Source organism: Pseudomonas sp. XWY-1, assembly GCF_002953115.1.
Taxonomy (GTDB): Bacteria; Pseudomonadota; Gammaproteobacteria; order Pseudomonadales; family Pseudomonadaceae; genus Aquipseudomonas; species Aquipseudomonas alloputida.
This window is the reverse complement of record NZ_CP026332.1, coordinates 753,683-777,797: the sequence shown is the minus strand read 5'-3', so window position 1 is coordinate 777,797 and position 24,115 is coordinate 753,683. Positions and strand designations below refer to the sequence as shown.

The following is a 24,115-nucleotide window of genomic DNA, read 5'->3' as shown; positions in this document are numbered from 1 at the left end:
GATTGATGTGGGGGCTGTCGTGCAGCCCCCGGGAGGCACTATTTGGCCAGCTTGTTGTAGCTGGTCATCAGGTTGCGGTAGTCCGGGATATGGTTGGAGAACAGGGTACCCAGCCCTTCGATGTCGTTGCGCCAGTCACGGTGCAGTTCGCAGGCCACGCCGAACCAGGTCATCAGTTGCGCCCCGGCAGCCTCCATGCGTCGCCAGGCCGAGTCACGGGTCAGTTCGTTGAACGTGCCAGAGGCGTCGGTGACGACGAATACCTCGAAGCCCTCCTCCAATGCCGACAGGGCCGGGAAGGCCACGCATACTTCAGTGACCACACCAGCAATCAGCAGCTGCTTCTTGCCGGTGGCTTTTACCGCTTTGACGAAATCTTCGTTGTCCCAGGCGTTGATGTTGCCCGGGCGTGCAATGTAGGGGGCATCAGGGAACTGCTCTTTCAGTTCCGGCACCAGCGGGCCGTTGGGCCCAGTCTCGAAACTGGTGGTGAGGATGGTCGGCAGCTTGAAGTATTTGGCCAAGTCGGACAGGGCCAACACGTTGTTCTTGAAGCGGTCGGGGTCGATGTCCCTTACCAGCGAGAGCAAGCCGGTCTGGTGGTCGACCAGCAGTACGGCTGCGTTGTTCTTGTCCAGACGCTTGTATTGGAAGGTCACAGTGGATCTCCTTGCTTCAGCGGGTTGGGAGTATCAGCGTAGGCAAGGATGGGGGGTGGGAGAGACCGTCAGTCGGCTTGCCTGTCCTGGCGCCCCCATCACTTCACAAATTCCTGAACTGATTATTTGCCGCCAGCGATTTTTCCCCTCGCCCACCGCCACCAGAATCGCTTCACCACAATCACAATAAACCGTGAGGCCACTCCCGTGGACCAGACACTTCAAGTGCGGCAAGCCGCCGCCGACCTCGTCGCGGCGTTCGCCAGCAACGACACCGCCCGCTATTTCGCTTGCTTCAGCGAAGACGCCACCTTTCTGTTCCACACCTTGCCGTATCCGCTGCTGTCGCGTCGCGCCTATGAAGAGCTCTGGGCCCAGTGGCAGGCCGAGGGCTTTACCGTGCTTGCCTGCGAATCGGGCAACGCCCATGTAAGCCTGCAAGGCGACGTGGCTGTTTTCATGCACGATGTGGCCACGCGTATCCGCATCGGCGGTGAAGAACACCCGTTGAGCGAGCGCGAGACCATCGTCTTCCGCCGCCATGGTGACCAGTGGCTGGCCTGCCACGAGCACCTGTCGGTCGTAACACCGGCCTGATCACCCTTTACGCGGCCCTGCCGCCCTGCCATCGCACCCACAAAAAGGCCCGCGCACTGCGCTGGCTACAACAACCGCGCTGGAGCACCACCATGAGCCACTCGACCGGTATCGAGACCAACGGCGTCGAGCAGATCCCCGCCGATCAACGCGACGCCTCCCCGCTAGACCTGTTCCGCCTGATCTTCGGCGGTGCCAATACCTTCGCGACCGCCGTACTGGGCAGCTTCCCGGTGCTTTTCGGGTTGTCATTCCAGGCGGGTGTGTGGGCGATTCTGCTTGGCGTTGGCATCGGCGCGCTGATCCTTGCACCGATGGGGCTGTTCGGCGCGCTTAACGGCACCAACAACGCCGTTTCATCGGGCGCGCACTTTGGCGTACACGGGCGTATCGTCGGCTCGTTCCTGTCGCTGCTCACGGCGGTGGCGTTTTTCTCGCTCTCGGTGTGGAGCTCGGGCGATGCGTTGGTCGGTGGTGCCAAGCGCCTGGCCGGCCTGCCAGAGACCGACCTGACCCTCGGTCTGGCCTATGGTTTGTTCGCGGTGCTGGTCCTGGTGGTATGCATCTTTGGCTTCCGCTTCATGCTGTGGGTCAACAAGATTGCCGTTTGGGCCTCGAGCCTGCTGTTCCTGCTGGGCATCGTCGCCTTTGCCGGGCCCTTCGATGCCGGCTACACAGGCAACGTAAACCTTGGCCAGGCAGGCTTCTGGGCCGCGTTCGTCGGCGCGGCGATCCTGGCCATGAGCAACCCGGTGTCGTTTGGCGCCTTCCTGGGTGACTGGTCACGCTATATTCCACGCGAAACCCCCAAGGCACGCATCATGCTGGCAGTGATCGCGGCACAGGGGGCGACGCTGATTCCGTTCCTGTTCGGCCTGTGTACGGCCACCCTGGTCGCCACCCAGGCGCCGGACTACATTGCCGCCAACAACTATGTCGGCGGCCTGCTGGCGGTAGCGCCAAGCTGGTTCTTCCTGCCGGTATGCCTGATTGCGGTGATCGGCGGCATGTCCACCGGCACCACCGCGCTGTATGGCACCGGCCTGGACATGTCCAGCGTGTTCCCGCGCCTGCTCAGCCGTGCTGGCGCTACGCTGCTGATCGGCGTGCTGGCGATTGGCTTCATCTTCATTGGCCGCTTCACCTTCAACCTTGTGCAGAGCGTATCGACCTTTGCCGTGCTGATCATTACCTGCACCAGCCCGTGGATGGTGATCATGATCCTTGGCCTGATTACCCGCCGCGGCTTCTACCACGCCGACGACCTGCAGGTATTCACCCGCGGCCAGCGTGGTGGCCACTACTGGTTCCTGCACGGTTGGAACTGGCGCGGCATGGGGGCGTGGATCCCCAGCGCGGCGGTCGGCCTGTGCTTCGTCAACCTGCCGGGGCAGTTCGTCGGCCCACTGGGTGACCTGGCGGGCGGCATCGACCTGAGCCTGCCGGTCACGCTGGGGCTGGCTGGCGTGCTGTACCTGCTGTTGCTCAACCTGTTCCCTGAACCTGCTGGCGTGTATGGCCCCCTGGGCCCGCGATGGGTGCGTTGCAAAAGCACCGCGCATACGCCTGTGACCACCGCCGAAATGGCCTGACTGGAAACCGACCATGACCACTTCCCACTATATCGCCGGCCATTGGGTCGAAGGCCAAGGCAGCGACTGCATCAGCGTCAACGACCCTGCGCTGGGGCAACCGTTCGCCGAGCTGATGGCCGCCAGCGTGAGCCAGGTCGACCAGGCCGTCGCCGCTGCCCGCAGCGCCCTGCCCGCCTGGAAAAGCACCAGCGCCAGTGAACGTGCCGCCTTCCTGCGTGGTTTTGCCGAACAGCTCGGGCAGCGCCGCGAAGCGCTTGTCACCGTGCAGATGCGCAATAACGGCAAACCGCGTCACGAAGCGGAAATCGACCTGGATGACGCCATCGCCACCTTTGGCTATTACGCCGAGCTGGCCGAGCAGCTGCCATCGAAAAACCGCACTGTGCCGCTGGCTGCGCCGGGTTTCACCGCCCGCACCCGTCTTGAACCGGTGGGCGTGGTCGGCCTGATCGTGCCGTGGAACTTCCCGTTGGTGACCAGCGCCTGGAAACTTGCCCCGGCCCTGGCCGCCGGTTGCACCGTGGTGCTCAAGCCTTCAGAGGTCACCCCGCTGATCGAGCAGGCCTACGGCCAGATCGCCGACGCCCTGGGCCTGCCCGCCGGGGTGCTGAACATCGTCAACGGCAAGGCCGAGACCGGCGCCGCGCTGAGCAATCACAACGGCCTGGACAAGTTGTCCTTCACCGGTAGCAACAGCGTCGGCAGCCAGGTGATGCGCAGCGCTTCGGCGCAGTGCCGGCCGGTGACGCTGGAACTGGGCGGCAAGTCGGCCATCGTGGTGTTCGATGATTGCGATGTCGACCAGGCGGTGGAATGGATTGTTGCCGGCATCAGCTGGAATGCCGGCCAGATGTGTTCGGCCACATCGCGGCTACTGGTGCAGGACGGCATTGCCGATGCACTGCTGCCGCGCTTGCAGGCGGCACTGGAAAACCTGCGGGTGGGTAATCCTTTGACCGAAGAGGTCGACATGGGCCCGCTGACCAGCCAGGCGCAATGGCTGAAGGTGGCCAGCTACTTTGCCACGGCGCGGGAAGAAGGTTTGCAGTGCCTGGCAGGCGGCCATGCACTGGACCGTGAAGGCTGGTTCGTCAGCCCGACGCTGTATACCGATGTGCCGAAAGACAGCCGCCTGTGGACCGAGGAAATCTTTGGCCCGGTGCTCTGCGCACGGCGCTTTGCCACCGAGGAACAGGCCATTGCCGAAGCCAATGACAGCCGCTTCGGGCTGGTGGCTACAGTATGCTCCGCCGACCTGGAACGCGCCGAGCGCGTGGCCGATGCGCTGGAGGTTGGCCATGTGTGGATCAACTCGGTGCAGGCGGTGTTCGTCGAAACGTCATGGGGGGGCACCAAGGGCAGCGGGATCGGCCGCGAGCTGGGGCCTTGGGGGTTGTCAGCCTATCAGTCGGTCAAGCACGTAACCCGCTGCCTGGGCTGATATCGCAAGGGGTCGCGTAATGGCACCGGCTCTGCCGGTGTTCGCGGGTAAACCCGCTCCTACACGGCGGCCTGTGTCCAAACTCCGGTGTGTGTCCACCCCCGATCAGGTGTAGGAGCGGGTTTACCCGCGAATACGGTAGCGGCGGCGACAGTGAACGGCGGGGGAAATTGGCCAGCAGGGCCGGCCTCTTCGCGGGTGAACCCGCTCCTACACACGGCCTGTGTCCAACCCCCGAGGTGTGTCCACCACCAATCTGCGTAGGAGCGGGTTTACCCGCGAATACGGTAGCGGCGGCAACGGTGAACGGCGGGTGGAGATTGGCCAGCAGGGCCGGCCTCTTCGCGGGTGAACCCGCTCCTACACACGGCCTGTGTCCAACCCCCGAGGTGTGTCCACCACCAATCTGCGTAGGAGCGGGTTTACCCGCGAATACGGTAGCGGCGGCAACGGTGAACGGCGGGTGGAGATTGGCCAGCAGGGCCGGCCTCTTCGCGGGTGAACCCGCTCCTACACACGGCCTGTGTCCAACCCCCGAGGTGTGTCCACCACCAATCTGCGTAGGAGCGGGTTTACCCGCGAATACGGTAGCGGCGGCAACGGTGAACACCGGGGGAGATTGGCCAGCAGGGCCGGCCCATTCGCGGGTAAACCCGGTCCTACGACGGCCTGTGTCCAACCCCCGAGGTGTGTCCACCACCAATCTGCGTAGGAGCGGGTTTACCCGCGAATACGGTAGCGGCGGCAACGGTGAACGGCGGGTGGAGATTGGCCAGCAGGGCCGGCCTCTTCGCGGGTGAACCCGCTCCTACACGGCGGCCTGTGTCCAACCACCGAGGTGTGTCCACCACCAATCCGCGTAGGAGCGGGTTTACCCGCGAATACGGTAGTGGCGGCAACGGTGACCGACGGGTGGAGATTGGCCAGCAGGGCCGGCCTCTTCGCGGGTGAACCCCTCCTACACGGCGGCCTGTGTCCAACCCCCGAGGTGTGTCCACCACCAATCCGCGTAGGAGCGGGTTTACCCGCGAATACGGTAGTGGCGGCAACGGTGAACGGCGGGGGGAAATTGGCCAGCAGGGCCGGCCCTTTCGCGGGTAAACCCGCTCCTACCAGCTGGACTGCCCCCCCCCGATGCCTACACCGACTCGTCAGCCGGCCGCGCCCCCTCCTGCACCAGCACCATGCTCTGCGGCGAAGACAGTGGAATGCCTTCATCACGCAACCGGCCAAGAATGGTGAACAGCAGGTCGCTGCGGGCTCCCGATACCTGCCGCGGCCCGGCCACATAGCCACTCACACCAATCACCATGCCGCTGGCCGTCAGGTCCTTGAACGACACCGAGGCAGCTGGCGCATCCAGAATCGCCTCATGCTCATGGTAAGCCGCCAGCAGCAGCTCCCGAACGCGGTTGGCATCGGTCTCCAGCGGCAGTGTCAAGGTAATGCTGACCACGCCCAGCGCATTGCCCATGGTCACGTTGCGCACGTTCTGCGAGATGAACTGCGAGTTGGGCACGATCACCGTGGAACGGTCAGACATCTGGATCTCCGTGGCGCGCACGTTGATGCGGCGGATATCACCCTCGACACCCGCCAGGCTGACCCAGTCGCCGACCTTCACCGGGCGCTCGGTCAGCAGGATCAGGCCGGAAATGAAGTTCTGCACGATCTGCTGCAAACCGAAACCGATACCGACCGACAGGGCACTGACCACCCAGGTCAGGCTGGTGAGGTTGATACGCAAGGTCGACATCACCAGCATGGCCAGGAACAGGAAACCCAGGTAACCCACCAGGGTCACCAGCGAGGCCCGCATGCCGGCGTCCATCTCGGTTTCCGGCAGCAGGCGGTCGCTCAGCCAGCGCTTGACCACACGGATGGCGAACAGGCCACCGAGGAAGATCGCCAAGGCCAGCAGGATGTCCTGCGGCACGATGTTCAGGTTGCCGAGCACCTTGCCGCCGGTCCCATCCCAGTCGCCCAGACTCAACAGCAATTCGCTAGGGCTGGTGCCCGACGGCATCAACACCAGCAGCAGTGCCAGGAACAGCACGACAGTGCGGCCGATGCCGGCCAGTATGGTGCTGGCCTGCGCCTGATGGCGAGGCGCCAGGCCCAGGGTCGACGCCAGTGCCAGGCCACCGGGCTGGCGGGGCGACAGCAGGGTTTCGCACAGGTCGCCGAAGAAGGTGGTCAGCAAGTAGGCACAGGTGATCACCAGGCTGACCCACAACAGCTTGGCGGTGAGGAAATAGGCGAGTGTCAGGTAGCCGGTGAGCAGTGCCAGCAGGATCAACGTCAGCCAAATGACCATCACGAACGGGATCAGCCCGGCCAGGCCCGTCGGGCGCTCCAGGTCATGCTTGCGCAGGGTGCGGCGGTAACACAGCAGCGCGCCTGCAAAGGTGAGCGCCACCACCAGCGCGGTCAGCCCGTTGACGGCCACCGTCAGCGCCAGGCTGGCACCGATCACGCTGTTCATGCGCTCCATGGTCATCATGACCATCAGTGCCAATGCCAGCACCTTCGGGAACCAGCCCAGCGCACTGGCGACTTCGTCGTGGATCGCCGGCAACCGCCAGGACGGACGCTGCAGCATCAGCATGGCGCGGCCCAGGCCTGTGATGAAGGCACTGAACACCACCAGGGTCAGAATGTGATTGGTCAGGCTGGTGATATCCGAACCCAATCGCGCATTGCTTTCCAGCCCCCAGCGCAGCAAAGACACCGAGCCGGCGATGGTGCCCAGGGTTGCCAGGCTAACGCCCAGAGCCAAGGCGCTGCGGCGCAGGCGGCCCTCCGGCAACCAACGGATCATGGCACTGGCCAGCAAGCGTTCAAGCACGCGCCGTACCAACGTCCACACCAGAATCGCCGCCACCAGGCTGGCAACGAACAGCCAGCGGTTTTCGGCGCTGAAGGCGCTGCTGATGGCGTCGGCCGCCTCGCCGCGCAGGTCACGCAGGCGCGCTACGTCGTCCTGGGTGGGGCGGATGATGCTCTGCCAGAACGCCGGGCTCAGCGGCGAGGCTGCGCGGCTGGTGATTTGCGAATTGAACTGGCTGCGGCGCAGGTTGACGATTTGCGTGGACAGGTCACGGGCCGACTGGGTCAGCTTGGTGGCCTGATCCTGCTGGGCTACCAGCGCCTTTTTCTCGGCCTCCAGCGCTTTGCGCTGCTGCGTCAGGGTAGCGGCCTCGTCCGGCTGGGCCGGGCCGATAACCTTCAGCTGATCGTCGAGTTTTCCCACATCGGCAGTGCGCAGCGCACTCAATGCATCAGCTTGACGCTGAACCTGCATCGCGCCCATGCGCAGTTGCGACAGCACGTCGTCGTTGGCCTCGCTGGTGACGCCTTGGCGGATGAGGTCCAAGCGGTCGCTCAGTTGTTCGAGGCTGGCGTTTTCGTCCAGTGCGGGCGCCTCGGCAGCCGCCAGGTTGGACAATGGCGTGGCCGGGGCCGACCAAGCTGGGCTGACAAGCAACAGCATCAGGGCCAGCAGGGCAATCAGACCTGGGCAATAACGGGCAAGGCTGACACGCCTCATCGAATATTCCTCTTTGCAATTCGATTTGGCGGGGGATTCTACGCGGCTTCGGGTGGTCAGGAGAGTGCCGTTTCTCGCTTCAGCAATTGCTGTTTGCGCTCCACGCCCCAGCGGTAACCGCTGATGTCGCCATCCCGGCGCACGACGCGGTGGCAAGGGATGGCCACGGCAATACGGTTGGCCGCGCAGGCCATGGCGACCGCCCGCACGGCCTTGGGGGCGCCAATGCGCTCGGCGATGTCGGTGTAGCTGACCCGGCTTCCGGCCGGCACCTCACGCAGCGCCTGCCACACCCGCTCCTGAAACGCGGTGCCTTGCACATCCAGCGGCAGGGCCAGACCCAAGGAGGGCGCTTCGACGAAACCGATCACTTCGGCGACCCTCTGCTCGTAGGCGCTGTCGCCGCCAATCAGGTGGGCCTTGGGGAACTGATCCTGTAGCTCTTGCAACAAGCCCTCGGGGTCGTCGCCCAGCAGAATCGCGCAGATGCCCTTGTCGCTCTGGGCTACCAGTATTGCACCCAGCGAGCATTGCCCAAGGGCGAAGTGAATGGTTGCCCCGGCACCGCCGGCGCGGTATTGCCGGGGGCGCATGCCCAGGCGCTGGTCGGCGCTTTCGTAGAAGCGGCTGTTGGAGTTGTAGCCGGCGTTGTAAATAGCATCGGTGACCGAGTGCTGGTCGTCTTCCAGGTGCGCACGCAGGCGCCGGGCCCGGAAGGCCGTGGCGTAGGCTTTGGGGGTAACCCCGGTTTCGGCCTTGAACAGCCGATGCAGGTGGAAGGGGCTGACGGCCAGCCGTGCACTGAGTTGGCCGAGGCTTGGAACGGGGTCGCTGGTTTCGATCAAGCGGCAGGCGTGAGTAACCAGCTGGCTGTGGCGGGTGGCGCTGGCCTTGCTGATACAGCGTTTGCAAGCACGGTAGCCGGCAGCCTCGGCAGCCGCGGCAGTGTCGTAGAACTCGACGTTCATGCGCTTGGCCTGGCGTGATTTGCAGCCGGGGTGGCAGTAGACGCCGGTGGTACGTACGGCGTAGACAAAGTGGCCTGTAGCGGCAGTGTCGCGGCTCTCTACGGCTTGCCAGCGTTGGTCGGGGGTGGTGTAGAGATTCATCTTTGTTTCCCGGATATGTTGTTGCCTGTACGGGCGATGCAAAAACCTCAGGCCCGCCACAGGTACCAGGCCGCCACGGTACGAAACGGCCGCCAAGCGCCGCCCAGCGAACGCATTTGTGCCGGTGTCGGCGCCGTCTCCAGCCCCTTGAGCCGCCGATACCCCTCGCGCACGCCAAAATCGTCCACCGGCAGAATGTCAGAACGCCCCAGGCTATAGATCAGCAGCATCTCCACCGTCCACCGCCCTACCCCGCGCAGCGCCACCAGGCGTTCGATCAACGCCTCGTCAGCCATGGTTAACGCCTGCTCCCGCGTCGGTACCAGGCCCTCCAGGGTGGCTTGAGCAATGCCCTGGACCGTCACCAGCTTGCTCGCCGAAAAGCCGCAGGCACGCAGGGTTTCCGGGGATACCGCCAGCAACTGCTCTGGCTGGGGAAAATCATCTGCCGGGAACAGTGCCAGCAAACGCCCCAGGATCGCCTCGGCGGCGCGGGCGTGCAGCTGCTGGTAGGCAATCGCCCGCACCAATGCCTCATAAGGCTCACGTCCCGGCGTAGCCTGGTGCAGGCAGGGCCCGATCGCTGCGATATGCCGTGACCAGTCCGGGTCAAGTGCCGCCAGGTGTTGCGCGGCCTCGTGATAGGCCTCGGGCGAAAGGTCGGCCAGCATCATGGCACCTCCATCAAGTCGATTGCAGGTCCAGCTTAGCGCAGCCGTTCATCGGGCAAACGCCGGTTCTTGCGCAGCTAATCTTTGGCATGCCATTGCTCCGCGCCATCTTCCTTGCATAGAATTGAGAACTATTCACAATCGCACACATCACTGGACTGGGCCTTCTCTACGATGCAGATCAACGACACGCTCAAGCCCACCGAGGTCGCTCTGCTCTACCAGTCTCACCATGCCTGGTTGCGTGGCTGGTTACGCAGCCGGGTCGGTTGCAGTGAACATGCCGCAGACCTGGCCCAGGATACCTTCGTGCGGTTGTTGCGCGCCCGCCAGGTGTCGCCGCTCAAAGAACCGCGCGCCTACCTCAGCAGCATCGCCCGTGGCTTGATGATCGACCAGTTCCGCCGCCGCGCGCTGGAGCGGGCCTACCAGGAAAGCCTGGCTCACCTGCCCGAAGCAGAAGTGCCCAGCGAAGAGGATAAGCTCGTCATCCTCGATAGCCTGGAACGCCTCGACCGCGCCTTGCAGCAGTTGAAACCGCGCGTCCGCCAAGCGTTCCTGCTGGCCCAGCTAGACGGTTTGAGCATCGTGCAGGTTGCCCAACGTCTGGAGGTGTCCAGGGCCACCGTCGAGCGCGATCTGGCCAAGGCCTTGGGCGTCTGCTACCGGTTGCGCTATGCCGATGCCTGATGGTACGCCCGCACAGGCGCAGGTCGATCAGGCCATCGACTGGCTGGTGAAGCTGCGTTTCGACACCCCCAGCCCGCGCACCGAGCAGCAGTTTCAACACTGGCTGGCCAGCCACCCACACAACCGCCTGGCCTGGCAGCGAGTCAGTAATCTGGGTGATGAATTGGCCGGGCTGCCCAAGGACCTGAGCCGGCGCACCCTGGACGCTAGCCAGCACCCAAAAGCCAGCCGCAGGGACCACCTGAAGTTGCTGGGGCTGTTGGCCGTGGGCGGCAGCCTGGGCTGGGCCGCGCGCGAACCGCTAGGCCTGCCACAGCTGCTGGCCGACACCAGCACTGCCACAGGCGAACGGCGCCAATGGCAAGGCAGTGACGGCAGCCGCATCCAGCTCAACACCGCCAGTGCCATCGACTTGCACTACAGCGCGGAGCAACGCCAGCTGAAACTGATCCGTGGCGAGGTCAGCCTGGAGAGCAACCCCAACGACAACCGCCCGTTCCACGTCGCCACCCGTGTCGGCCCGCTGACCACCTTCGATGGCCAGCTGTTGCTGCGCGAAAACAGCCAAGGGCTGCTGCTGTCGGTGCGTCGTGGTGAAGTCACGCTGTTCCCTGCCTCGGCCTCAGCGAGGCAAGTGCTGCCCGGTGAAACCTTGCAAGTCACAGCCGACGGCAGCATTCAGGCCAGAACACTGCACAACGACCCCTGGGGTTGGACCGAAGGTGTACTCAGCGTGCAGCAGATGCCGCTTGCCGAGTTTGCCAGCGAACTCGGCCGCTACCGACCGGGCCTGTTGCGCTGCGCTCCAGAAGTGGCGGGCTTGAAGGTTTCCGGCACCTATCAGTTGGCTGACACCGGGCAGATCCTGCAACTGCTCACCCGCAGCCTGCCCGTGCGGGTCGAGTACAGGACACGCTATTGGGTAAGCATCGGCGCGGCGTAAAGGGATATCACTGCGCCACAGCCCGCATCCGCCCACGGCGCCGGTATGACTGCCTGGCAAAGCACACGAACAGCCCGGCCATCAGGGCCAGCGCCATGGGCAAACCATGCGGCGCGACATTCATGGCCGCCCCACTGACCAGCGGCCCGACCAGGCTGCCTACACCCCAGAGCAAGCCCACACTGGCGTTGGCAGTGACCAGGTCCTGGCCCTTGAAGCGCTGCCCGATCAAGACCAGCGCCAAGGTATAGATCCCCCCCGCCACCGCGCCCAGCACCACCAGCAGCGGCCACAGCAGCCAGGTCAGATTCAGCAGCCAAGGCAAACCGATGCCGATCACCATCGCCACCAGCCCGCACGCCAGGTGTAGCCCTGTGCGCTCAACCCGATCGGCCAACCAGCCCAGCGGCAGCTGGAACAGCATGTCGCCGGCAAACACCACCGTCACCATCAACGCCGCCACGCCAACGGCAAAGCCATGGCTGGTGGCGTACACCGGCAGCAGCGACAGCACCACGGCATCGAAGAACGAGAAGAACAGCACCGCCATGCACAACGCAGGTGCCACACGGAAGAACCCGGCCAGGCCGAAGCTTTTTTCGCCCTCTTCGTGCTCGACATGGTCGTTAGGCACCGTCAGCACAATGCACAGCAACGCCAGCCCATAACAGACCGTGACGACACCCGTGATCCACGGGCTATCGGCGCCCAACACTGCCAGCATGGCCGGGCCCAGCACCTGAAAGCCCGTAAAGCTGGTGGCGTACAAGGCCATGATCTTGCCGCGATTATGTTCGGGGCACAGTTCGTTGACCCACGACTCGCCGAGGATGATGGCGATCCCCATGCCGAGCCCCAGGCCCAGGCGCAGCAACGCCAGCAGCCACAACGAGCCGAACGCGGACTCGAGCAAGGCGATGCTGACCGTGCACAGGCTGAAACACAGAAGATAGATAGTGCGCCGGGTGAGATGGCGGCAGCAGGCGTCGACCAGAAAAGCCGAGAGCATCATGCCGGCGGCAGGGATGGCCGAGATGATGCCGATTTCCAGTGTGCTCGCCCCCGCTTCATGCAGGCGCAACGACACCAGCGGCAAGCTGGCCCCCAAACTGAAACCCACGACAGAAACGGCGAACAATAAGCCCGCCAACAAACGCATGTTCATGTACCACTCCTGGCAAACCGAAAAGACGTGCAGAAACAGGCGCGCACGCCAGAATGGCGAGCGACGCGATAGCGCAGATCAGTTCAGGCGAGGTGTGGCGAGAAGGTGAAGGCAAACAGCACGCTGCGGCGGCGCTTGAGCACCGTGTCACTCGGCCATGCACGACGCAGTGCCTGGAAGGCAGGCTGGCGGGCGTGTGGGAGGGACTGGGTACGGCGCATTGCTTTGGCTACTACGCAGGTGATTGAAAAAAGAGGCGGCACTCTAGCCACCTCCGGGGGGCTCGTCAATTGCCCAGGGGCCTCTGCCAGGCCCCCGGCGCGTTCAGCGTTTACCTGTACTTGGCAGCAACACCGCCAACAACCCGAACAATGGCAGGAACGAGCACAACCCATACACATACTCGATACCACGCAGGTCTGCTACGTACCCCAACAGCGCAGCGCCAATGCCACCAAAGCCGAACATCAGGCCGAAGAAGATCCCGGCAATCATGCCCACGCTGCCTGGCACCAGTTCCTGCGCATACACCACGATCGCGGAAAACGCCGAAGCCAGGATAAAGCCGATCACCACGCTCAGCACCGTGGTCCAGAACAAGTCGGCATACGGCAGCGCCAGCGTGAACGGCGCCACACCCAGTATCGAAAACCAGATCACAGCCTTGCGCCCGATACGGTCACCGATCGGCCCGCCAAAGAAGGTGCCCGCCGCCACCGCGCCGAGGAACAGGAACAGATGCAGCTGCGAGCTGGCCACCGACACACCGAACTTCTCGATCAGGTAAAAGGTGAAGTAGCTGGTGAAGCTGGCCATGTAGAAGTACTTGGAGAACACCAGCAAGCCCAGCACGATCAGCGCCGCAATTACCCGATTGCGCGAAATGCCGTGGGTGGCCTGAACCGTCTTGCGCGCCTTGGCCTGATTGAGGTGCTCCTTGTACCAGCCGCGCAGCATCAGGGTAACGCCGAGGAAGAACAGCCCGGCCAGGCCGAACCAGGCCACATGGGTCTGGCCGAACGGAATGACGATGGCCGCTGCCAGCAGCGGGCCCAGAGCGGAGCCGGTGTTGCCACCGACCTGGAAGGTCGATTGGGCCAGGCCGAAGCGCCCGCCCGAGGCCAGCCGTGCAATACGCGAGGTTTCCGGGTGGAAGGTCGACGAGCCAATGCCCACCAGCGCCGACGCCAGCAGGATCATCGGGAAACTGCCAACGAAGGCCAGCATCACGATCCCCACCAACGTGCACAGGGTGCCTAGCGGCAACAGATTAGGCGTGGGCCTGCGGTCGGTGAAGAAGCCGACCCAAGGCTGCAACAGCGAGGCGGTGATCTGGAACGTGAGCGTGATCATGCCAATCTGGGCGAAGCTCAGGTCGTAGTTGGCCTTGAGCATCGGGTAGATCGCTGGCAGCACCGACTGGATCAGGTCGTTGATCAAGTGCGCCAAGGCGCAGAAACCGATGATACGCATCACCATCGGCGAGGCTTGGCTTGCCGCTGCCGGGGTGGATGCGGTGGAGGCACTACTGGTGGCCATTTGCCTGAATCTCCGTCCTCTGGTTTGGGATCCGATTATCAGGAATCAAATAGATACATAGCTACCTTTTTTATCCCCCTGTCGCCACGTACTTGAAAATGGTTCTCAATATAATTAGCATCCTCTGCCAATGACTCCTGTCATCGTTAGGCCAAACGGCCCCTATCGTGAGCAGACCGCCCCCATGAGCCCGATGTCCGCCAAGCAGCTGCAGCCCGATCCACAACAGGAAGCGCTGGCGTGGTTTTCGTTGCTGCGCCAGCCCGGTTGCGACGAAACCCAGCGCCAGGCATTTGCAGCCTGGTGCCAGGTACAAGAGAACGCCCACGCCTACGCCGAGCTGGAGACGTTCTGGCAACAGCTGCAACCCGCACCTGCCCGCCCTCGCCCACGGCATGTCACTGTCCGTCGCAGTCACCTGGGTAAAGGGTTGGCGCTTGCGTTTTTGCTAGGGTTAGCCGCTGCAGCTTACCTGTACTGGCCGCTGATGCAGCGTCTGGCCAGCGAGCTGTACACCGACGTGGGAGAGCGCCGCAGCATACGCTTGGCGGATGGCACGACATTGAACCTGGACAGCGCCAGCGCGATGAACGTCGACCTGCGCGGCCGCACCCGCCAACTGCACCTGGTGCAGGGCCAGGTGCATCTGGAAGTCGTGCTCGACGGGCGCGCCATGGACGTGGAAGTGGGCAACGCACGCATCCAGGTATACGGCACTCGCTTGCAGATAGCCCGCCATGCAGGGCGCGACGAACTCGTGGTATTCAGTGGCAAGGCCATGGTCACCCAGGGGGGTGAGCAGCGGATGGTCTCGGCGGGTGAGCGGGTAACCTTCGATGACACACGCATCGACCCGGTGCGTAAGGCTGATCTGAAAACCGCTGACAGTTGGCGCAATGGCCGCCTGAAAGCCACAGACATGCCATTGAGGCAGGTGCTGGAGCGCCTTGCCGGTTACCAAGGGCAGCGTCTGTGGATGATGGATGAACAAGTGGCTCATCGCCGTGTAAGCGGCGACTTCAACCTCGACCAGCCTGGCCAAAGCCTGCAATCCCTGGCTGCAGCCCAGCAGTTGCAGTTGCTGGGCGTGCTCGGGCACTGGCTTGTGGTGCGCTGAAACCGGGGCTGGCCGCTAAGTTTTTGAAAGCGTGCAAATTTTTTTTGAAATGAGTGTTGACAGAGGGGGCGTTCAAGAGAATAATGCGCGCCATCGGCTACATAGCTCAGTTGGTTAGAGCATAGCATTCATAATGCTGGGGTCCGGGGTTCAAGTCCCTGTGTAGCCACCAAACAAGACGAAGGGCTTACCGCAAGGTAAGCCCTTTTTCTTTGCCTGCGAAAAAGCTGCTGATGCCCGCGCTAACCAATCCCGCAGCAGCCGGGCGCCGAATCACAGGTTTCGGCGCTGCTATCGTCGCCTCAACGTATTCCGGTCACCGCCACAGCCAGGCCAAGCCCGATCAATGCCAGACCAATGGCCCGGTCCACCAGCACTTGCCGCTCGATCATCGCCCTGCGCAATGCCGTACTGGAGAAAAATACCGCCACCAGGCTGAACCATAGCCAATGGGCAACGGACATGAACGCACCGTAGGCGAAGTTCAGCGCCAGCGGGCTGCCAGGCTGCACCACCTGGGTGAAGGCACTGATGACAAACAACATGGTCTTGGGGTTGAGGGCGTTGGTCAAAAAGCCGGTGCGCAGCGCTTGCAGTACGCTGGCAGCAGACTGGCCAACCCCGTCCAGGCTGATACGTTGCGTGTTGGTCAATGACTTGTACCCGAGGTAGATCAAGTAGCCCGCACCCAGCACCTTCATGACGAAGAACAGCGTCGGGCTCTGGCTGATGATCACGGCAATGCCCAACACCGTGTACAACACATGCACCTGCACCCCCAGGGCGATGCCCACAGCAGCAGCCAGCCCGGCCTTGCGGCCCTGCGCATAGCTGCTGCGGGTGACCATGGCGAAGTCCGCGCCGGGGCTGATGACGGCGAGCAGGGTGAACAGGGCGACGGCGATGAGTTCGGTCATGCTGAGGGCTCTCGATAGGCGATGGAAATGCACAGACCGCCGATTATCAAGCGCTTACAGATGCGGAAAAATCGATTTATGCTGAGATGAATCTGATAGTTTTGCTCACAGATATGTACAGCCTGCCTTGGCCTCTTCGCGGGTAAACCCGCTCCTACAGGGAAATATGTGGCCATGTAGGAGCGGGTTTACCCGCGAAGAGGCCGGCACAGCTGAACAGGGATATCATGAAACTGCCGCCACTCAACGCCTTCCGCTACTTCGACATCGCCGCCCAGACCGAGAGCTTCGTACACGCCGCCGAGCACTTGCACGTCACTCACGGCGCGGTCAGCCGCCAAATACGCCTGCTGGAAGAAAGCCTTGGCGTGGAACTGTTCGAACGCCGCAACCGGGCCATTTTCCTCACCCCCGCCGGTCGTGCCCTGCAAAGCACCACCCAGGCGATCTTCGAACAGCTCGAAGGCGCCGTGCAGCGCCTGCAGCAACAAGCTCGCGACAATGTGCTGGTGCTGTCTTGCGAGCCGACCATCGCCATGCGCTGGCTGATCCCGCGCCTGCCGCGCTTCCATGCCACCCACCCCGACCTTCAGTTGCACCTGGTAGCCGCAGGCGGTCCACTGGACTTCGCCCGCAGCGGTGTCGACCTGGCAATTCGCCGCGACGACTTCCACTGGGACAACCAGCTGTACAGCCAGAAAATCTGCGATGAATGGATCGGCCCGGTGTGCCACCCCGCCGCCAGCGCCAGACTCGATGGCCAACGGCTGCTGCACAGCACCACACGCCCTGCTGCCTGGCCCACCTGGCTGCGCCTGAGCGGCCAGCAGGCGCGGCACTGCGAACGCAGCGACTACGAACATTTCTACCTGTCGATTCAGGCTGCCAGCGCCGGACTGGGCCTGGCCATTGCCTCAGCCCTGATGGTGCGCGACGAACTCGACAGCGGGCAGCTGCAGGCGCCGCTCGGTTTTGTGCGCGATGGCTCGGCCTACCACCTGCTCAGCCCGCAGCCTCTGGCCGACAGCGGCAAGCGCCAGCGCTTCGCCGAGTGGATAATGGACGAATGCCGGAAGTGCCTGGCTCATTTGGGGTTGATACAGAACGACGCCCCCGCACCGCCATCACCACCCCAGGTGCGATAACCGGCGGTATCCAAATGGATACGGCCTGATGGGTAGCGGCCCAACCCCATGTTCCAGGCTTGGCCGTGTTGCTGCCAGAAACGGCACAGCGGATTGGGGTCGGCCCAGGCCGGCAGCAGTATATCGACGGCGAAAGCGCGGGTATGCGCACTGTTGGCCGCCCCGCCCGCACAGGCGTTCAGGCGCGGCTCACGGTAGGCCGAAACCACCTCGAACTGGCGCAGGATGCCTTGATCGTCGAGTGCCTTGATCAACGCGAGGGTCGAACGCACAGCGGCCCAATTGCCGGGGGGTGGTACGGCGAAAGGCGATGCGTGGCACAGTTTCCAGTCCGATGCCGAGCGCAGCAACTGGTGAATTGGCACTACACCGTAAAGCCGGGCATCTACCAGCATTTCACGGAAAGGGCGGGTTTGATGATCACCCGCCCACTGGGCGAACATCCACACGTCGCGCTCGTCAGCGTGAGCAGCGCTTGCGATACACAGGCTCGCTGCCAAAAGCAGTTGTCTCATTCTTTATCCGTCCCTGCCGAGAACAAAGCCTGCGCGCCCGGGTACGCCCCCTGCAAAGTCAGTCTTCGAACAGGGTACAGGCCATCACCAGGGCGTCTTCACGGCCGCCGGCAATCGGATAATAGTCACGGCGGCGGCCAATTTCGTTGAAACCGTAACGCTCGTACAAACGATAGGCCGACTGGTTGCTGGCGCGCACTTCCAGAAAGCATTCGCGGCCATTGAGCTGATAGGCCCGGGCCATCAGGTGCTCAAGTAGGCGCAAGCCCAGGCCGCAGCCTTGGTTTTCCGGTTTTACGGTGATGTTGAGCAGGTGCGCTTCGTCGATGATCACGTTGATCACCCCATGGCCCACTTGCTGCTGGCCATCGAACATCAGCCAGACTTCGTACGACTTGAGCGCATCCTGAAAGATTCCACGGGTCCAGGGGTGACTGAATGCGGCATATTCGATCTTAAGTACGGCATCCAGATCCGCCTCGGTCATCGGGCGGAAGCTGATCGAGTCACTCATTCAACGCTCTTCCAGCGCGCCATCAGCTGGCGCATGGCTTTCCAGACGTCCGCCTTGCGTTGCGGCTCGTCCATCAACAGTTCAAGGCCCGGCAATGCCCAGGCGTCGCCCAGGCTGTCGAGCGTCAGGGTTTGGTAATAGGCGTCGGCGTCGACATTGGCGGCAAAACGCAGTGCCGGCAGGCCGACAAGCCACAGACAGGTACACGGTGCGTCTTCCAGGCGCGCCTGAACGAAGCCCTGGACGAAATCGCGCGCAGCCTCCGGCCCCTGGTCCATGTTGCCGCGCACCAGCAGTGGCCAGCGCACCGGCTCGCCGATGATCTGCGGGGCATCGGGCAGGCCGGCGGCGCGCAGCATGTCCTTGAGCAGCAGGTAAGAGGGGTCGCGGCTCTGGAACGGCTGACCAGTGGCCAGCTCCACCAGCAGCAGGCAACTGCCGGCGCGCAACAACTGCAGCGAGAAGCGCGGTGGCGGCACCGGTGCCGGGCGCGGAGCAGCGGGCTGCTCTTGTGCCTCGGCAGGCTTGACGGCGGGTTTAGGCACACTGCCCGGGCGCGGGATCTCGATTTTCGGCCGCTCGCCGGAGCGAGCCTGGGGGGTGACGGGCGTTTCGTTGGCTGCCGATGCCGGCCTGACCTCGAAATCGATGTCCTCGACCGGCACGACAGGCAGCAGCAACTCGGGCCGCGACGGTGCGGCGAACGGCAGCTCGGCGCGCGGCAGCCAGTGCACCACTTGCATGGCGGAAAGGTAGGCGCGGCGACGGGGTTCGGTCAGCAAGGGGCGGATATCCGAGGGGGTGAAGGCAATTGGGCATTCTAACGTGTACGCCGTGGTTTTTGCAGCGCCTATCAGACCGAGCGCCGTCACATGAACAACGTCTTACACCTGCACATCCCATGGTTATTTCTCATTACAGACCAAGGGGTAAAAACCACCCCCGCGAATGCAGTACAATCGCCCCCTTTTTCTTGGCAACGAGTCGAAGCCAATGATCGAACCCAAGCGCGTCCTGCGCGCCCTAGCCGAACACTGGGCCCTGATCGAGCCGCTGTGCGAGCGTTTCGACCAGGGCACCCTGAGCCTGGTCGAACTGCGCCAGCATGTGGCCCGCCAGCAGCTCGAAAGCACCCCGCAGGACATCACCCAGCTACTCGACGTGTGGATCCGCCTGGATATCCTGGTCCCGGTGGCCAAGAGCCCGAACCGTTTCGAGCTCAACGCGCAGATCCACGACTTCCTCGCCTACCTGCGCCGCGAACACCGGCTGGGCCTGTGCCTGGAGATCGAAGCCTACTTGCGCCACCTGGAGCGCCTGGCCGGGCACATCCAGGATGCCTTCGACAACCGCGACAGCGACGACCTGGCACGCCAGTTGCGCCTGCTCGACATGCGCGTGCGCGATGTGCTGAAAAAGCTCGACAACGACGAGCAGGCACTGGTGGCCGTGGCCGAACGGGCCAAGACCAGCAACCGCCAGATTCCGCTGCGCCAGCGTTATGCCGAAGTGCTGGCCACCTGGGACGAATACGTCGAGCCGATGATCCAGCTGGTCAACGCCGACGGCGCCTTCGAGCAGGGTGTACGCAAGGTCGAGACCGTGCTGCTGAAACTGCTGGGCGAACAAGCGCGCCTGGGCCACCTGGTCGACGACGACATGCTGCTGCGCACCCACGCGCGCATCCTGGAAATGCAGACCAGCGCCCAGTTGACCCTGCGCCACGCCCGCGAACTGCTGCTGCCGCTGCGCGAAGAAGCCCGCCGGCACAACGCCGTGACCCGCGGCGCCGCACTGGCCCTGTCGGTGATCCGGCGCAAAGGCATCGATGCCGTGCCGCAGGCGGCCATGCCGATGTTCACCCGCCCGCAAAGCACCTTCCTTGGCAGTGCCAGCCAGGTCGAGGCCTACGTTTACGCACTGGCCCGCTTCGAGCCCAAACCGGCGCGCTTCCCCAAAGCCCACAAGACCCAGTCCGGCGCCCTGCCCCGCGCCCCGCGCACGGTCAAGGAAATGGCCGAACGCTGCGAACAGGCCCTGCCACTGCCCGACTTGATGGTCTGGCTGCTGGAGCAGGAGCCCGAAGGCGCCACCGACGAGCTGCTGTACTGGTTCTCGCGCCTGTCGCGGGAAAAGCGCTTCAAGCGCGAACGCCTCGACCGCCGCGAATACACCACTCAGGAACATTTGGTCAGCCTGCATTCGTTCGCCCTGACCTCCAGCCGCGAAGACGCCCCCAGCGCGCCTACCGAACCCAACGCGAGCCCAGCCCATGCATCTTGATCTTTCCGAACTGTCCCAGCTCGCGCCGATCTTCCGCGAGCTGTTCAAAGGCTTCCACGTCAGCCGGCGCGACCCTGAGCTGTACGCCCAGCTGTCGAACTTCCAGGACCAGTACCGCACCCTGTTCAAGGCCCTGGGCTTCGAACTGGTGTGCGATACCCGTGGTTTCTACTACTTCGTGCCGGACATGACCGCCGCGCAGGTCAACAAGACCGCGCAACGCCTGTCGCTGTTCACCTTCATCCTGGTCGAGCACCTTGCTGACCAGGGCCGCGACCCGATGGCCGTGCTCGACGGTGGCAGCATCGGCCGCGACGAACTGCCCTCGCTGCTGGACAAGTACCGCGACCTTTTCCTGCAGGCCGAAGTGCAGACCGTGGACGAGCTGGAAGAAAAAATCCTGCGGCGCATGACCCAGCTCGGCTTCGCCCATGAGGAAGGCGGCATCTACCGCTTCCTGCCGCCCATGCACCGCTTCCTTGATGTGTGCCTGTCGGTGCAGCAGGACCGCGACCTGGCCGCCACCCTGCACAGCGCCCTGCCGCTGCCGACCCCGGTACTGGTCGAGGAAGAAAGCGCCGAAGAACTCAACCGTACCGACGACCCGCTCGACCTCACGCCTTTCCAGGGCGAGGAAAGCGAAGAGGACGCCCTGGCCCGGGCCATCCGCGAAGAGCAACAGGAGATTGACGCATGAGCCAGGAACGCTACGGCATCCGCCGCTTCGCACTGCTCAACACCGCCGGCTACAGCCTTGGCCTGTTCCCGCTGGAGCACCCGCTGTCGGTATACGGCGCCAACAACCTGGGTAAATCGGCGTCAATCAACGCCCTGCAGTTCCCGATCCTGGCACGCATGTCGGACATGAGCTTCGGCAAGTACAGCCTTGAGCAGTCGCGCCGCTTCTACTTCGCCAGCGACACGTCGTACATTCTTTGCGAACTGAGCCTGCCCCACGGCCCGCACGTGATCGGTGTGGTCGGACGCGGCCCGGGTGGCGGTTTCGGCCACCAGTTCTTCGCCTACAAAGGCGAACTGGACCTGGCCCACTACCAGAAGAACGACACCTGCCTGCGTCAGAAAGAGCTGTTCACCAACCTTGAGCGCCTGGGGATCAAGGCTTACGAGCTGAAGCCGGACGAACTGCGCCGGCTGCTGGTGGGCGGACACACTTCGGTGCCGCTGGACCTGACCATGATCCCGCTGCGCTCCACCAGCGAGCAAAGCCTGAAAACCTTCCGCGCGCTGTTCATCAACCTGCTGCACATGCGTGAGATCACCGCCGCCAAGCTCAAGCAGCTGTTCCTCGACGCCTTCGAGCACAGCCTGCGCTCGGGCAGCGTCGACTACATCGCTGCGTGCGAGGAAGCCTTCCGCGACGTACGCCGCATGGAGCAGGACTACAACGCCCTGGTCGCTGCCGGCCCGCTGGTCGAGGCCCTGGCCGGTGGCGTGGCCCAGCGCGACATCCTGCGTGGCAAGCTGCACCGCATTTCGCCTGTGCTCGACACCCTGCTGGGCACCTGGCAGGAATACGCCATGGCGCGCAAGGAAGAGCTGGTCATCCAGTCCGAGCACTACCGTGGCGAGCAGGACCGCCTGCAGAACGACCAGCGTGGCGGCACCCAGGAGCTGATGCGCCTGGAGCGTGAAATTACCGGTATCCAGCGCTGGCTAGGCGAGCTGTCGGTGCTCAAGCACCGCTTTGCGCTGGTCGATGACGTCAAGGTACTGGAGCAGCAACTGCTGGCGGCCAAAGACGCCCACGACGAGCTGGCCGGCGCGCTGGCCCAGTCACGGCAGTTCAGTGCCGAAGACCTCGACGAGCGCGTACGCGACCTGGAAAAACGCCTGAAGCAGGTCAAGCAGCAGCTGGATCACGCTGACAACAACAGCTATGCCCGCCTGCGCGAAGAGTTCTCGCAGCAGGACGTCGACCGCTTGATGCGCCTGTTCAACGGCGCGCTGTTCAGCCTGCCGCTGGGCGATCGCGGTATCGAGCTGGACGACAGCGACCTGTGGGTAAAATCGCTGGAAGCGGTGCTCGACGGCTTCAAGGGCGAACGCTTCGAGGCCCCAGGCCTGGCCATCGACCTGACCCACATCGACCCGCCGGCCCTGCAGGCCCTGGCCGACCGCGCCGCCCTGCGCGACCAGAAAGAGCGCCTGGAAAAAGAACTCAAGCAGCTCAAGACCCAGCAGGCCGTGGCCGCCGACCGCTCCGCTTCCAAAGCGCAGACCGAAACCCTGTACCAGGAAGTGCTGGACGCGCAGAAGGCGCTGGAAGACTTCCGCCGCAGCCAAACCCTCGCCGCCGAAGAGCCCGAGAAGCTGGAACAGCTCTCGCAGCTGGAAGCGGCCCAGGACGAACTCAAGCGCTCCAGCGACGCCTTCACCGAGCGCGTCCAGCAGCTGTCAGCCAAGTTGCAACTGGTCGGCCGCCAGCTCGGCGACCTCGAGTCCAAGCAGCGCACCCTGGAAGACGCCCTGCGCCGTCGCCAGCTGCTGCCGGCCGACCTGCCCTACGGCACGCCTTACATGGAAGCCATCGACGACTCGATGGACAACCTGCTGCCGCTGCTCAATGACTACCAGGACAGCTGGCAAGGCCTGCAGCGGGTGGACAACCAGATTGAGGCGCTGTACGCCCAGGTGCGCCTCAAAGGCGTTGCCAAATTCGACAGCGAAGACGACATGGAACGCCGTCTGCAACTGCTGGTGAACGCCTACGCGCACCGTACCGACGAAGCCCTGACCTTGGCCAAGGCACGCCGCGCTGCGGTCACCGACATCGCCCGAACCCTGCGCAACATCCGCAGCGACTACGACAGCCTCGAGCACCAGCTGGCCCTGTTCAACCGCGAGATCAACAAGCGCCAGGTTTCCAACCTGGAAAGCTTCCGCGTGGTACTGGCGCCGAACAAGGAAGCGCTCAAGCACATCGACCAGATTATCCACAGTGCCGGCCAGTACGAAGAAGGCGAAACCCTGTCGGTCTTCGACCTGACCCAAAGTGCAGACCAGGACAACAAGAACGAAGAGGCCAAGGAGTACCTGGCACGGCTGGTGGCGGCCAACCACAACCAGCTGGGCCTGAAGGACCTGTTCGAGCTGGCGTTCGAGATCACCAAGGTCAATGGCCAGCCGATCATCCACGCCGACATCGACGGTGCGGCGTCCAACGGCACCACCATGACCATCAAGGCGCTGACCAACATGTACCTGCTGCTGCACCTGATGGACCGTGACCTGGCCGGGCGCATTCGCCTGCCGTACTACCTGGACGAAGCGGCAGACATCGACGAACGCAACCAGGCGGCACTGCTGGAGACCAGCCAGCAACTGGGCTTCGTGCCGATCCTGGCGAGTGTGAAACCACAGGTCTCGGCGCACGTTGCGATCGACCTGGAAGGTGGCAGCGGGCCGAACGGCATCTACATCGACGAGGCGGACTGGAAGTTCATCAGCCGGCTGGATGAAGTGAAGGCGGTTGTGCGTGAGGATCAGGCCGAGGAGCTGGCCTGAGATAGCCGGGGCCGCGTTGCGGCCCATTCGCGGGTAAACCCGCTCCTACGACGGCCTGTGTCCAGTCACCGATGCGTACGACGGCCTGTGTCCAACCACCGAGCGCATGTAGGCGCGGGTTTACCCGCGAATACGGTGGC

At 63.7% G+C, this 24,115-nt stretch carries 21 protein-coding genes and 1 tRNA gene; 11 read left to right on the top strand and 11 right to left on the bottom strand.

Translation table 11 applies throughout. From position 1 onward, the window contains the following. Positions 1-38: 38 nt before the first annotated feature. Positions 39-659 (bottom strand): isochorismate family cysteine hydrolase YcaC, encoded by a 621-nt coding sequence (ycaC, locus tag PRJ_RS03740; RefSeq protein ID WP_003247424.1) that lies wholly within the window; start codon positions 657-659, stop codon positions 39-41. A gap of 207 nt (positions 660-866) precedes the next feature. On the opposite strand from ycaC, the gene PRJ_RS03735 reads away from it, so the two are divergent. The 3 genes from PRJ_RS03735 to PRJ_RS03725 all read left to right on the top strand — a co-directional run bounded on the left by PRJ_RS03735 (position 867) and on the right by PRJ_RS03725 (position 4,292). Then, entirely contained in the window at positions 867-1,256 is a 390-nt protein-coding gene (locus PRJ_RS03735; protein WP_004575697.1) for a nuclear transport factor 2 family protein, read from the top strand. A 92-nt stretch (positions 1,257-1,348) separates the two neighbouring features. After that, positions 1,349-2,848, top strand: coding sequence for a cytosine permease (locus PRJ_RS03730; RefSeq protein ID WP_104960767.1), 1,500 nt, complete (start codon positions 1,349-1,351; stop codon positions 2,846-2,848). A gap of 13 nt (positions 2,849-2,861) precedes the next feature. Next, positions 2,862-4,292 (top strand): aldehyde dehydrogenase family protein, encoded by a 1,431-nt coding sequence (locus tag PRJ_RS03725; RefSeq protein ID WP_064490912.1) that lies wholly within the window; start codon positions 2,862-2,864, stop codon positions 4,290-4,292. Positions 4,293-5,430: 1,138 nt separating this feature from the next. Here PRJ_RS03725 and PRJ_RS03705 read toward each other — a convergent pair. Genes PRJ_RS03705 through PRJ_RS03695 form a run of 3 tightly spaced genes read right to left on the bottom strand, consistent with a single transcriptional unit; the run spans position 5,431 to position 9,625 of the window. Next, entirely contained in the window at positions 5,431-7,842 is a 2,412-nt protein-coding gene (locus PRJ_RS03705) for a DUF3772 domain-containing protein (protein WP_104960764.1), read from the bottom strand. A 56-nt stretch (positions 7,843-7,898) separates the two neighbouring features. Beyond that, on the bottom strand, positions 7,899-8,951 hold the full coding sequence (gene ada / locus PRJ_RS03700; RefSeq protein WP_104960763.1) for a bifunctional DNA-binding transcriptional regulator/O6-methylguanine-DNA methyltransferase Ada: 1,053 nt from the start codon (positions 8,949-8,951) through the stop codon (positions 7,899-7,901). A 47-nt stretch (positions 8,952-8,998) separates the two neighbouring features. After that, positions 8,999-9,625, bottom strand: coding sequence for a DNA-3-methyladenine glycosylase (locus PRJ_RS03695; protein WP_010951953.1), 627 nt, complete (start codon positions 9,623-9,625; stop codon positions 8,999-9,001). Positions 9,626-9,796: 171 nt separating this feature from the next. On the opposite strand from PRJ_RS03695, the gene PRJ_RS03690 reads away from it, so the two are divergent. Continuing rightward, positions 9,797-10,312, top strand: a complete 516-nt coding sequence (locus PRJ_RS03690; RefSeq protein ID WP_104960762.1) for a sigma-70 family RNA polymerase sigma factor — start codon at positions 9,797-9,799, stop codon at positions 10,310-10,312. Further along, entirely contained in the window at positions 10,299-11,255 is a 957-nt protein-coding gene (locus PRJ_RS03685; RefSeq protein ID WP_177429880.1) for a FecR domain-containing protein, read from the top strand. Before PRJ_RS03690 ends, PRJ_RS03685 begins: the two co-directional genes overlap by 14 nt. Before the next feature lie 7 nt (positions 11,256-11,262). Here the strand turns inward: PRJ_RS03685 and PRJ_RS03680 are convergent, their stop codons facing one another. From PRJ_RS03680 to PRJ_RS03675, 3 genes are all read right to left on the bottom strand, one after another. Further along, a complete protein-coding gene (locus PRJ_RS03680; RefSeq protein WP_010951950.1) occupies positions 11,263-12,420 on the bottom strand; it encodes an MFS transporter in 1,158 nt (385 codons plus the stop codon). 83 nt (positions 12,421-12,503) lie between these two features. Next, positions 12,504-12,641, bottom strand: a complete 138-nt coding sequence (locus PRJ_RS30020) for a hypothetical protein (protein ID WP_003247435.1) — start codon at positions 12,639-12,641, stop codon at positions 12,504-12,506. Positions 12,642-12,744: 103 nt separating this feature from the next. Next, complete coding sequence (locus tag PRJ_RS03675; protein ID WP_104960761.1) at positions 12,745-13,959, bottom strand: MFS transporter; 1,215 nt, start codon at positions 13,957-13,959, stop codon at positions 12,745-12,747. A 193-nt stretch (positions 13,960-14,152) separates the two neighbouring features. On the opposite strand from PRJ_RS03675, the gene PRJ_RS03670 reads away from it, so the two are divergent. Further along, positions 14,153-15,076 (top strand): FecR domain-containing protein, encoded by a 924-nt coding sequence (locus PRJ_RS03670; protein ID WP_104960760.1) that lies wholly within the window; start codon positions 14,153-14,155, stop codon positions 15,074-15,076. 95 nt (positions 15,077-15,171) lie between these two features. Next, a tRNA-Met gene (locus tag PRJ_RS03665) sits at positions 15,172-15,248 on the top strand. A 130-nt stretch (positions 15,249-15,378) separates the two neighbouring features. Here PRJ_RS03665 and PRJ_RS03660 read toward each other — a convergent pair. Then, complete coding sequence (locus PRJ_RS03660; RefSeq protein ID WP_010951947.1) at positions 15,379-15,993, bottom strand: LysE family translocator; 615 nt, start codon at positions 15,991-15,993, stop codon at positions 15,379-15,381. Between the two features lie 227 nt (positions 15,994-16,220). Between PRJ_RS03660 and PRJ_RS03650 the strand changes: the two genes are divergently transcribed. After that, the gene (locus tag PRJ_RS03650; RefSeq protein WP_104960759.1) at positions 16,221-17,138 is read left to right on the top strand and encodes a LysR substrate-binding domain-containing protein; all 918 of its coding nucleotides are present in this window, start codon (positions 16,221-16,223) and stop codon (positions 17,136-17,138) included. Here the strand turns inward: PRJ_RS03650 and PRJ_RS03645 are convergent. Genes PRJ_RS03645 through PRJ_RS03635 form a run of 3 tightly spaced genes read right to left on the bottom strand, consistent with a single transcriptional unit; the run spans position 17,078 to position 18,949 of the window. Then, positions 17,078-17,653: a D-Ala-D-Ala carboxypeptidase family metallohydrolase gene (locus tag PRJ_RS03645; RefSeq protein ID WP_020191533.1), complete on the bottom strand. Its 576-nt coding sequence runs from the start codon at positions 17,651-17,653 to the stop codon at positions 17,078-17,080. The two genes, PRJ_RS03650 and PRJ_RS03645, sit on opposite strands and share 61 nt — an antisense overlap. Before the next feature lie 58 nt (positions 17,654-17,711). Beyond that, positions 17,712-18,167 carry a ribosomal protein S18-alanine N-acetyltransferase gene (gene rimI / locus PRJ_RS03640; RefSeq protein ID WP_004575708.1) on the bottom strand — a complete coding sequence of 152 codons (456 nt, stop codon included), beginning with the start codon at positions 18,165-18,167 and terminating at the stop codon, positions 17,712-17,714. Continuing rightward, the gene (locus tag PRJ_RS03635; RefSeq protein WP_104960758.1) at positions 18,164-18,949 is read right to left on the bottom strand and encodes an energy transducer TonB; all 786 of its coding nucleotides are present in this window, start codon (positions 18,947-18,949) and stop codon (positions 18,164-18,166) included. Before PRJ_RS03635 ends, rimI begins: the two co-directional genes overlap by 4 nt. A 211-nt stretch (positions 18,950-19,160) precedes the next feature. On the opposite strand from PRJ_RS03635, the gene mksB reads away from it, so the two are divergent. Genes mksB through mksF form a run of 3 tightly spaced genes read left to right on the top strand, consistent with a single transcriptional unit; the run spans position 19,161 to position 23,975 of the window. After that, on the top strand, positions 19,161-20,450 hold the full coding sequence (mksB, locus tag PRJ_RS03630; protein ID WP_003247449.1) for an Mks condensin complex protein MksB: 1,290 nt from the start codon (positions 19,161-19,163) through the stop codon (positions 20,448-20,450). Further along, entirely contained in the window at positions 20,440-21,147 is a 708-nt protein-coding gene (gene mksE / locus PRJ_RS03625) for an Mks condensin complex protein MksE (RefSeq protein ID WP_003247452.1), read from the top strand. Before mksB ends, mksE begins: the two co-directional genes overlap by 11 nt. Continuing rightward, a complete protein-coding gene (gene mksF, locus PRJ_RS03620; protein ID WP_104960757.1) occupies positions 21,144-23,975 on the top strand; it encodes an Mks condensin complex protein MksF in 2,832 nt (943 codons plus the stop codon). The genes mksE and mksF overlap by 4 nt, the downstream gene beginning before the upstream one ends. Positions 23,976-24,115 lie beyond the last annotated feature (140 nt).

Bases quoted from the DNA above. Each gene is read 5' to 3' on its own strand.
- PRJ_RS03730 (WP_104960767.1), top strand. From the start codon at position 1,349: ATGAGCCACTCGACCGGTATCGAGACCAACGGCGTCGAGCAGATCCCC.
- PRJ_RS03725 (WP_064490912.1), top strand. From the start codon at position 2,862: ATGACCACTTCCCACTATATCGCCGGCCATTGGGTCGAAGGCCAAGGC.
- PRJ_RS03705 (WP_104960764.1), bottom strand. From the start codon at position 7,842: ATGAGGCGTGTCAGCCTTGCCCGTTATTGCCCAGGTCTGATTGCCCTG.
- ada (WP_104960763.1), bottom strand. From the start codon at position 8,951: ATGAATCTCTACACCACCCCCGACCAACGCTGGCAAGCCGTAGAGAGC.
- PRJ_RS03695 (WP_010951953.1), bottom strand. From the start codon at position 9,625: ATGATGCTGGCCGACCTTTCGCCCGAGGCCTATCACGAGGCCGCGCAA.
- PRJ_RS03690 (WP_104960762.1), top strand. From the start codon at position 9,797: ATGCAGATCAACGACACGCTCAAGCCCACCGAGGTCGCTCTGCTCTAC.
- PRJ_RS03685 (WP_177429880.1), top strand. From the start codon at position 10,299: ATGCCGATGCCTGATGGTACGCCCGCACAGGCGCAGGTCGATCAGGCC.
- PRJ_RS03680 (WP_010951950.1), bottom strand. From the start codon at position 12,420: ATGAACATGCGTTTGTTGGCGGGCTTATTGTTCGCCGTTTCTGTCGTG.
- PRJ_RS30020 (WP_003247435.1), bottom strand. From the start codon at position 12,641: ATGCGCCGTACCCAGTCCCTCCCACACGCCCGCCAGCCTGCCTTCCAG.
- PRJ_RS03675 (WP_104960761.1), bottom strand. From the start codon at position 13,959: ATGGCCACCAGTAGTGCCTCCACCGCATCCACCCCGGCAGCGGCAAGC.
- PRJ_RS03670 (WP_104960760.1), top strand. From the start codon at position 14,153: ATGTCCGCCAAGCAGCTGCAGCCCGATCCACAACAGGAAGCGCTGGCG.
- PRJ_RS03660 (WP_010951947.1), bottom strand. From the start codon at position 15,993: ATGACCGAACTCATCGCCGTCGCCCTGTTCACCCTGCTCGCCGTCATC.
- PRJ_RS03650 (WP_104960759.1), top strand. From the start codon at position 16,221: ATGAAACTGCCGCCACTCAACGCCTTCCGCTACTTCGACATCGCCGCC.
- PRJ_RS03645 (WP_020191533.1), bottom strand. From the start codon at position 17,653: ATGAGACAACTGCTTTTGGCAGCGAGCCTGTGTATCGCAAGCGCTGCT.
- rimI (WP_004575708.1), bottom strand. From the start codon at position 18,167: ATGAGTGACTCGATCAGCTTCCGCCCGATGACCGAGGCGGATCTGGAT.
- mksB (WP_003247449.1), top strand. From the start codon at position 19,161: ATGATCGAACCCAAGCGCGTCCTGCGCGCCCTAGCCGAACACTGGGCC.
- mksE (WP_003247452.1), top strand. From the start codon at position 20,440: ATGCATCTTGATCTTTCCGAACTGTCCCAGCTCGCGCCGATCTTCCGC.
- mksF (WP_104960757.1), top strand. From the start codon at position 21,144: ATGAGCCAGGAACGCTACGGCATCCGCCGCTTCGCACTGCTCAACACC.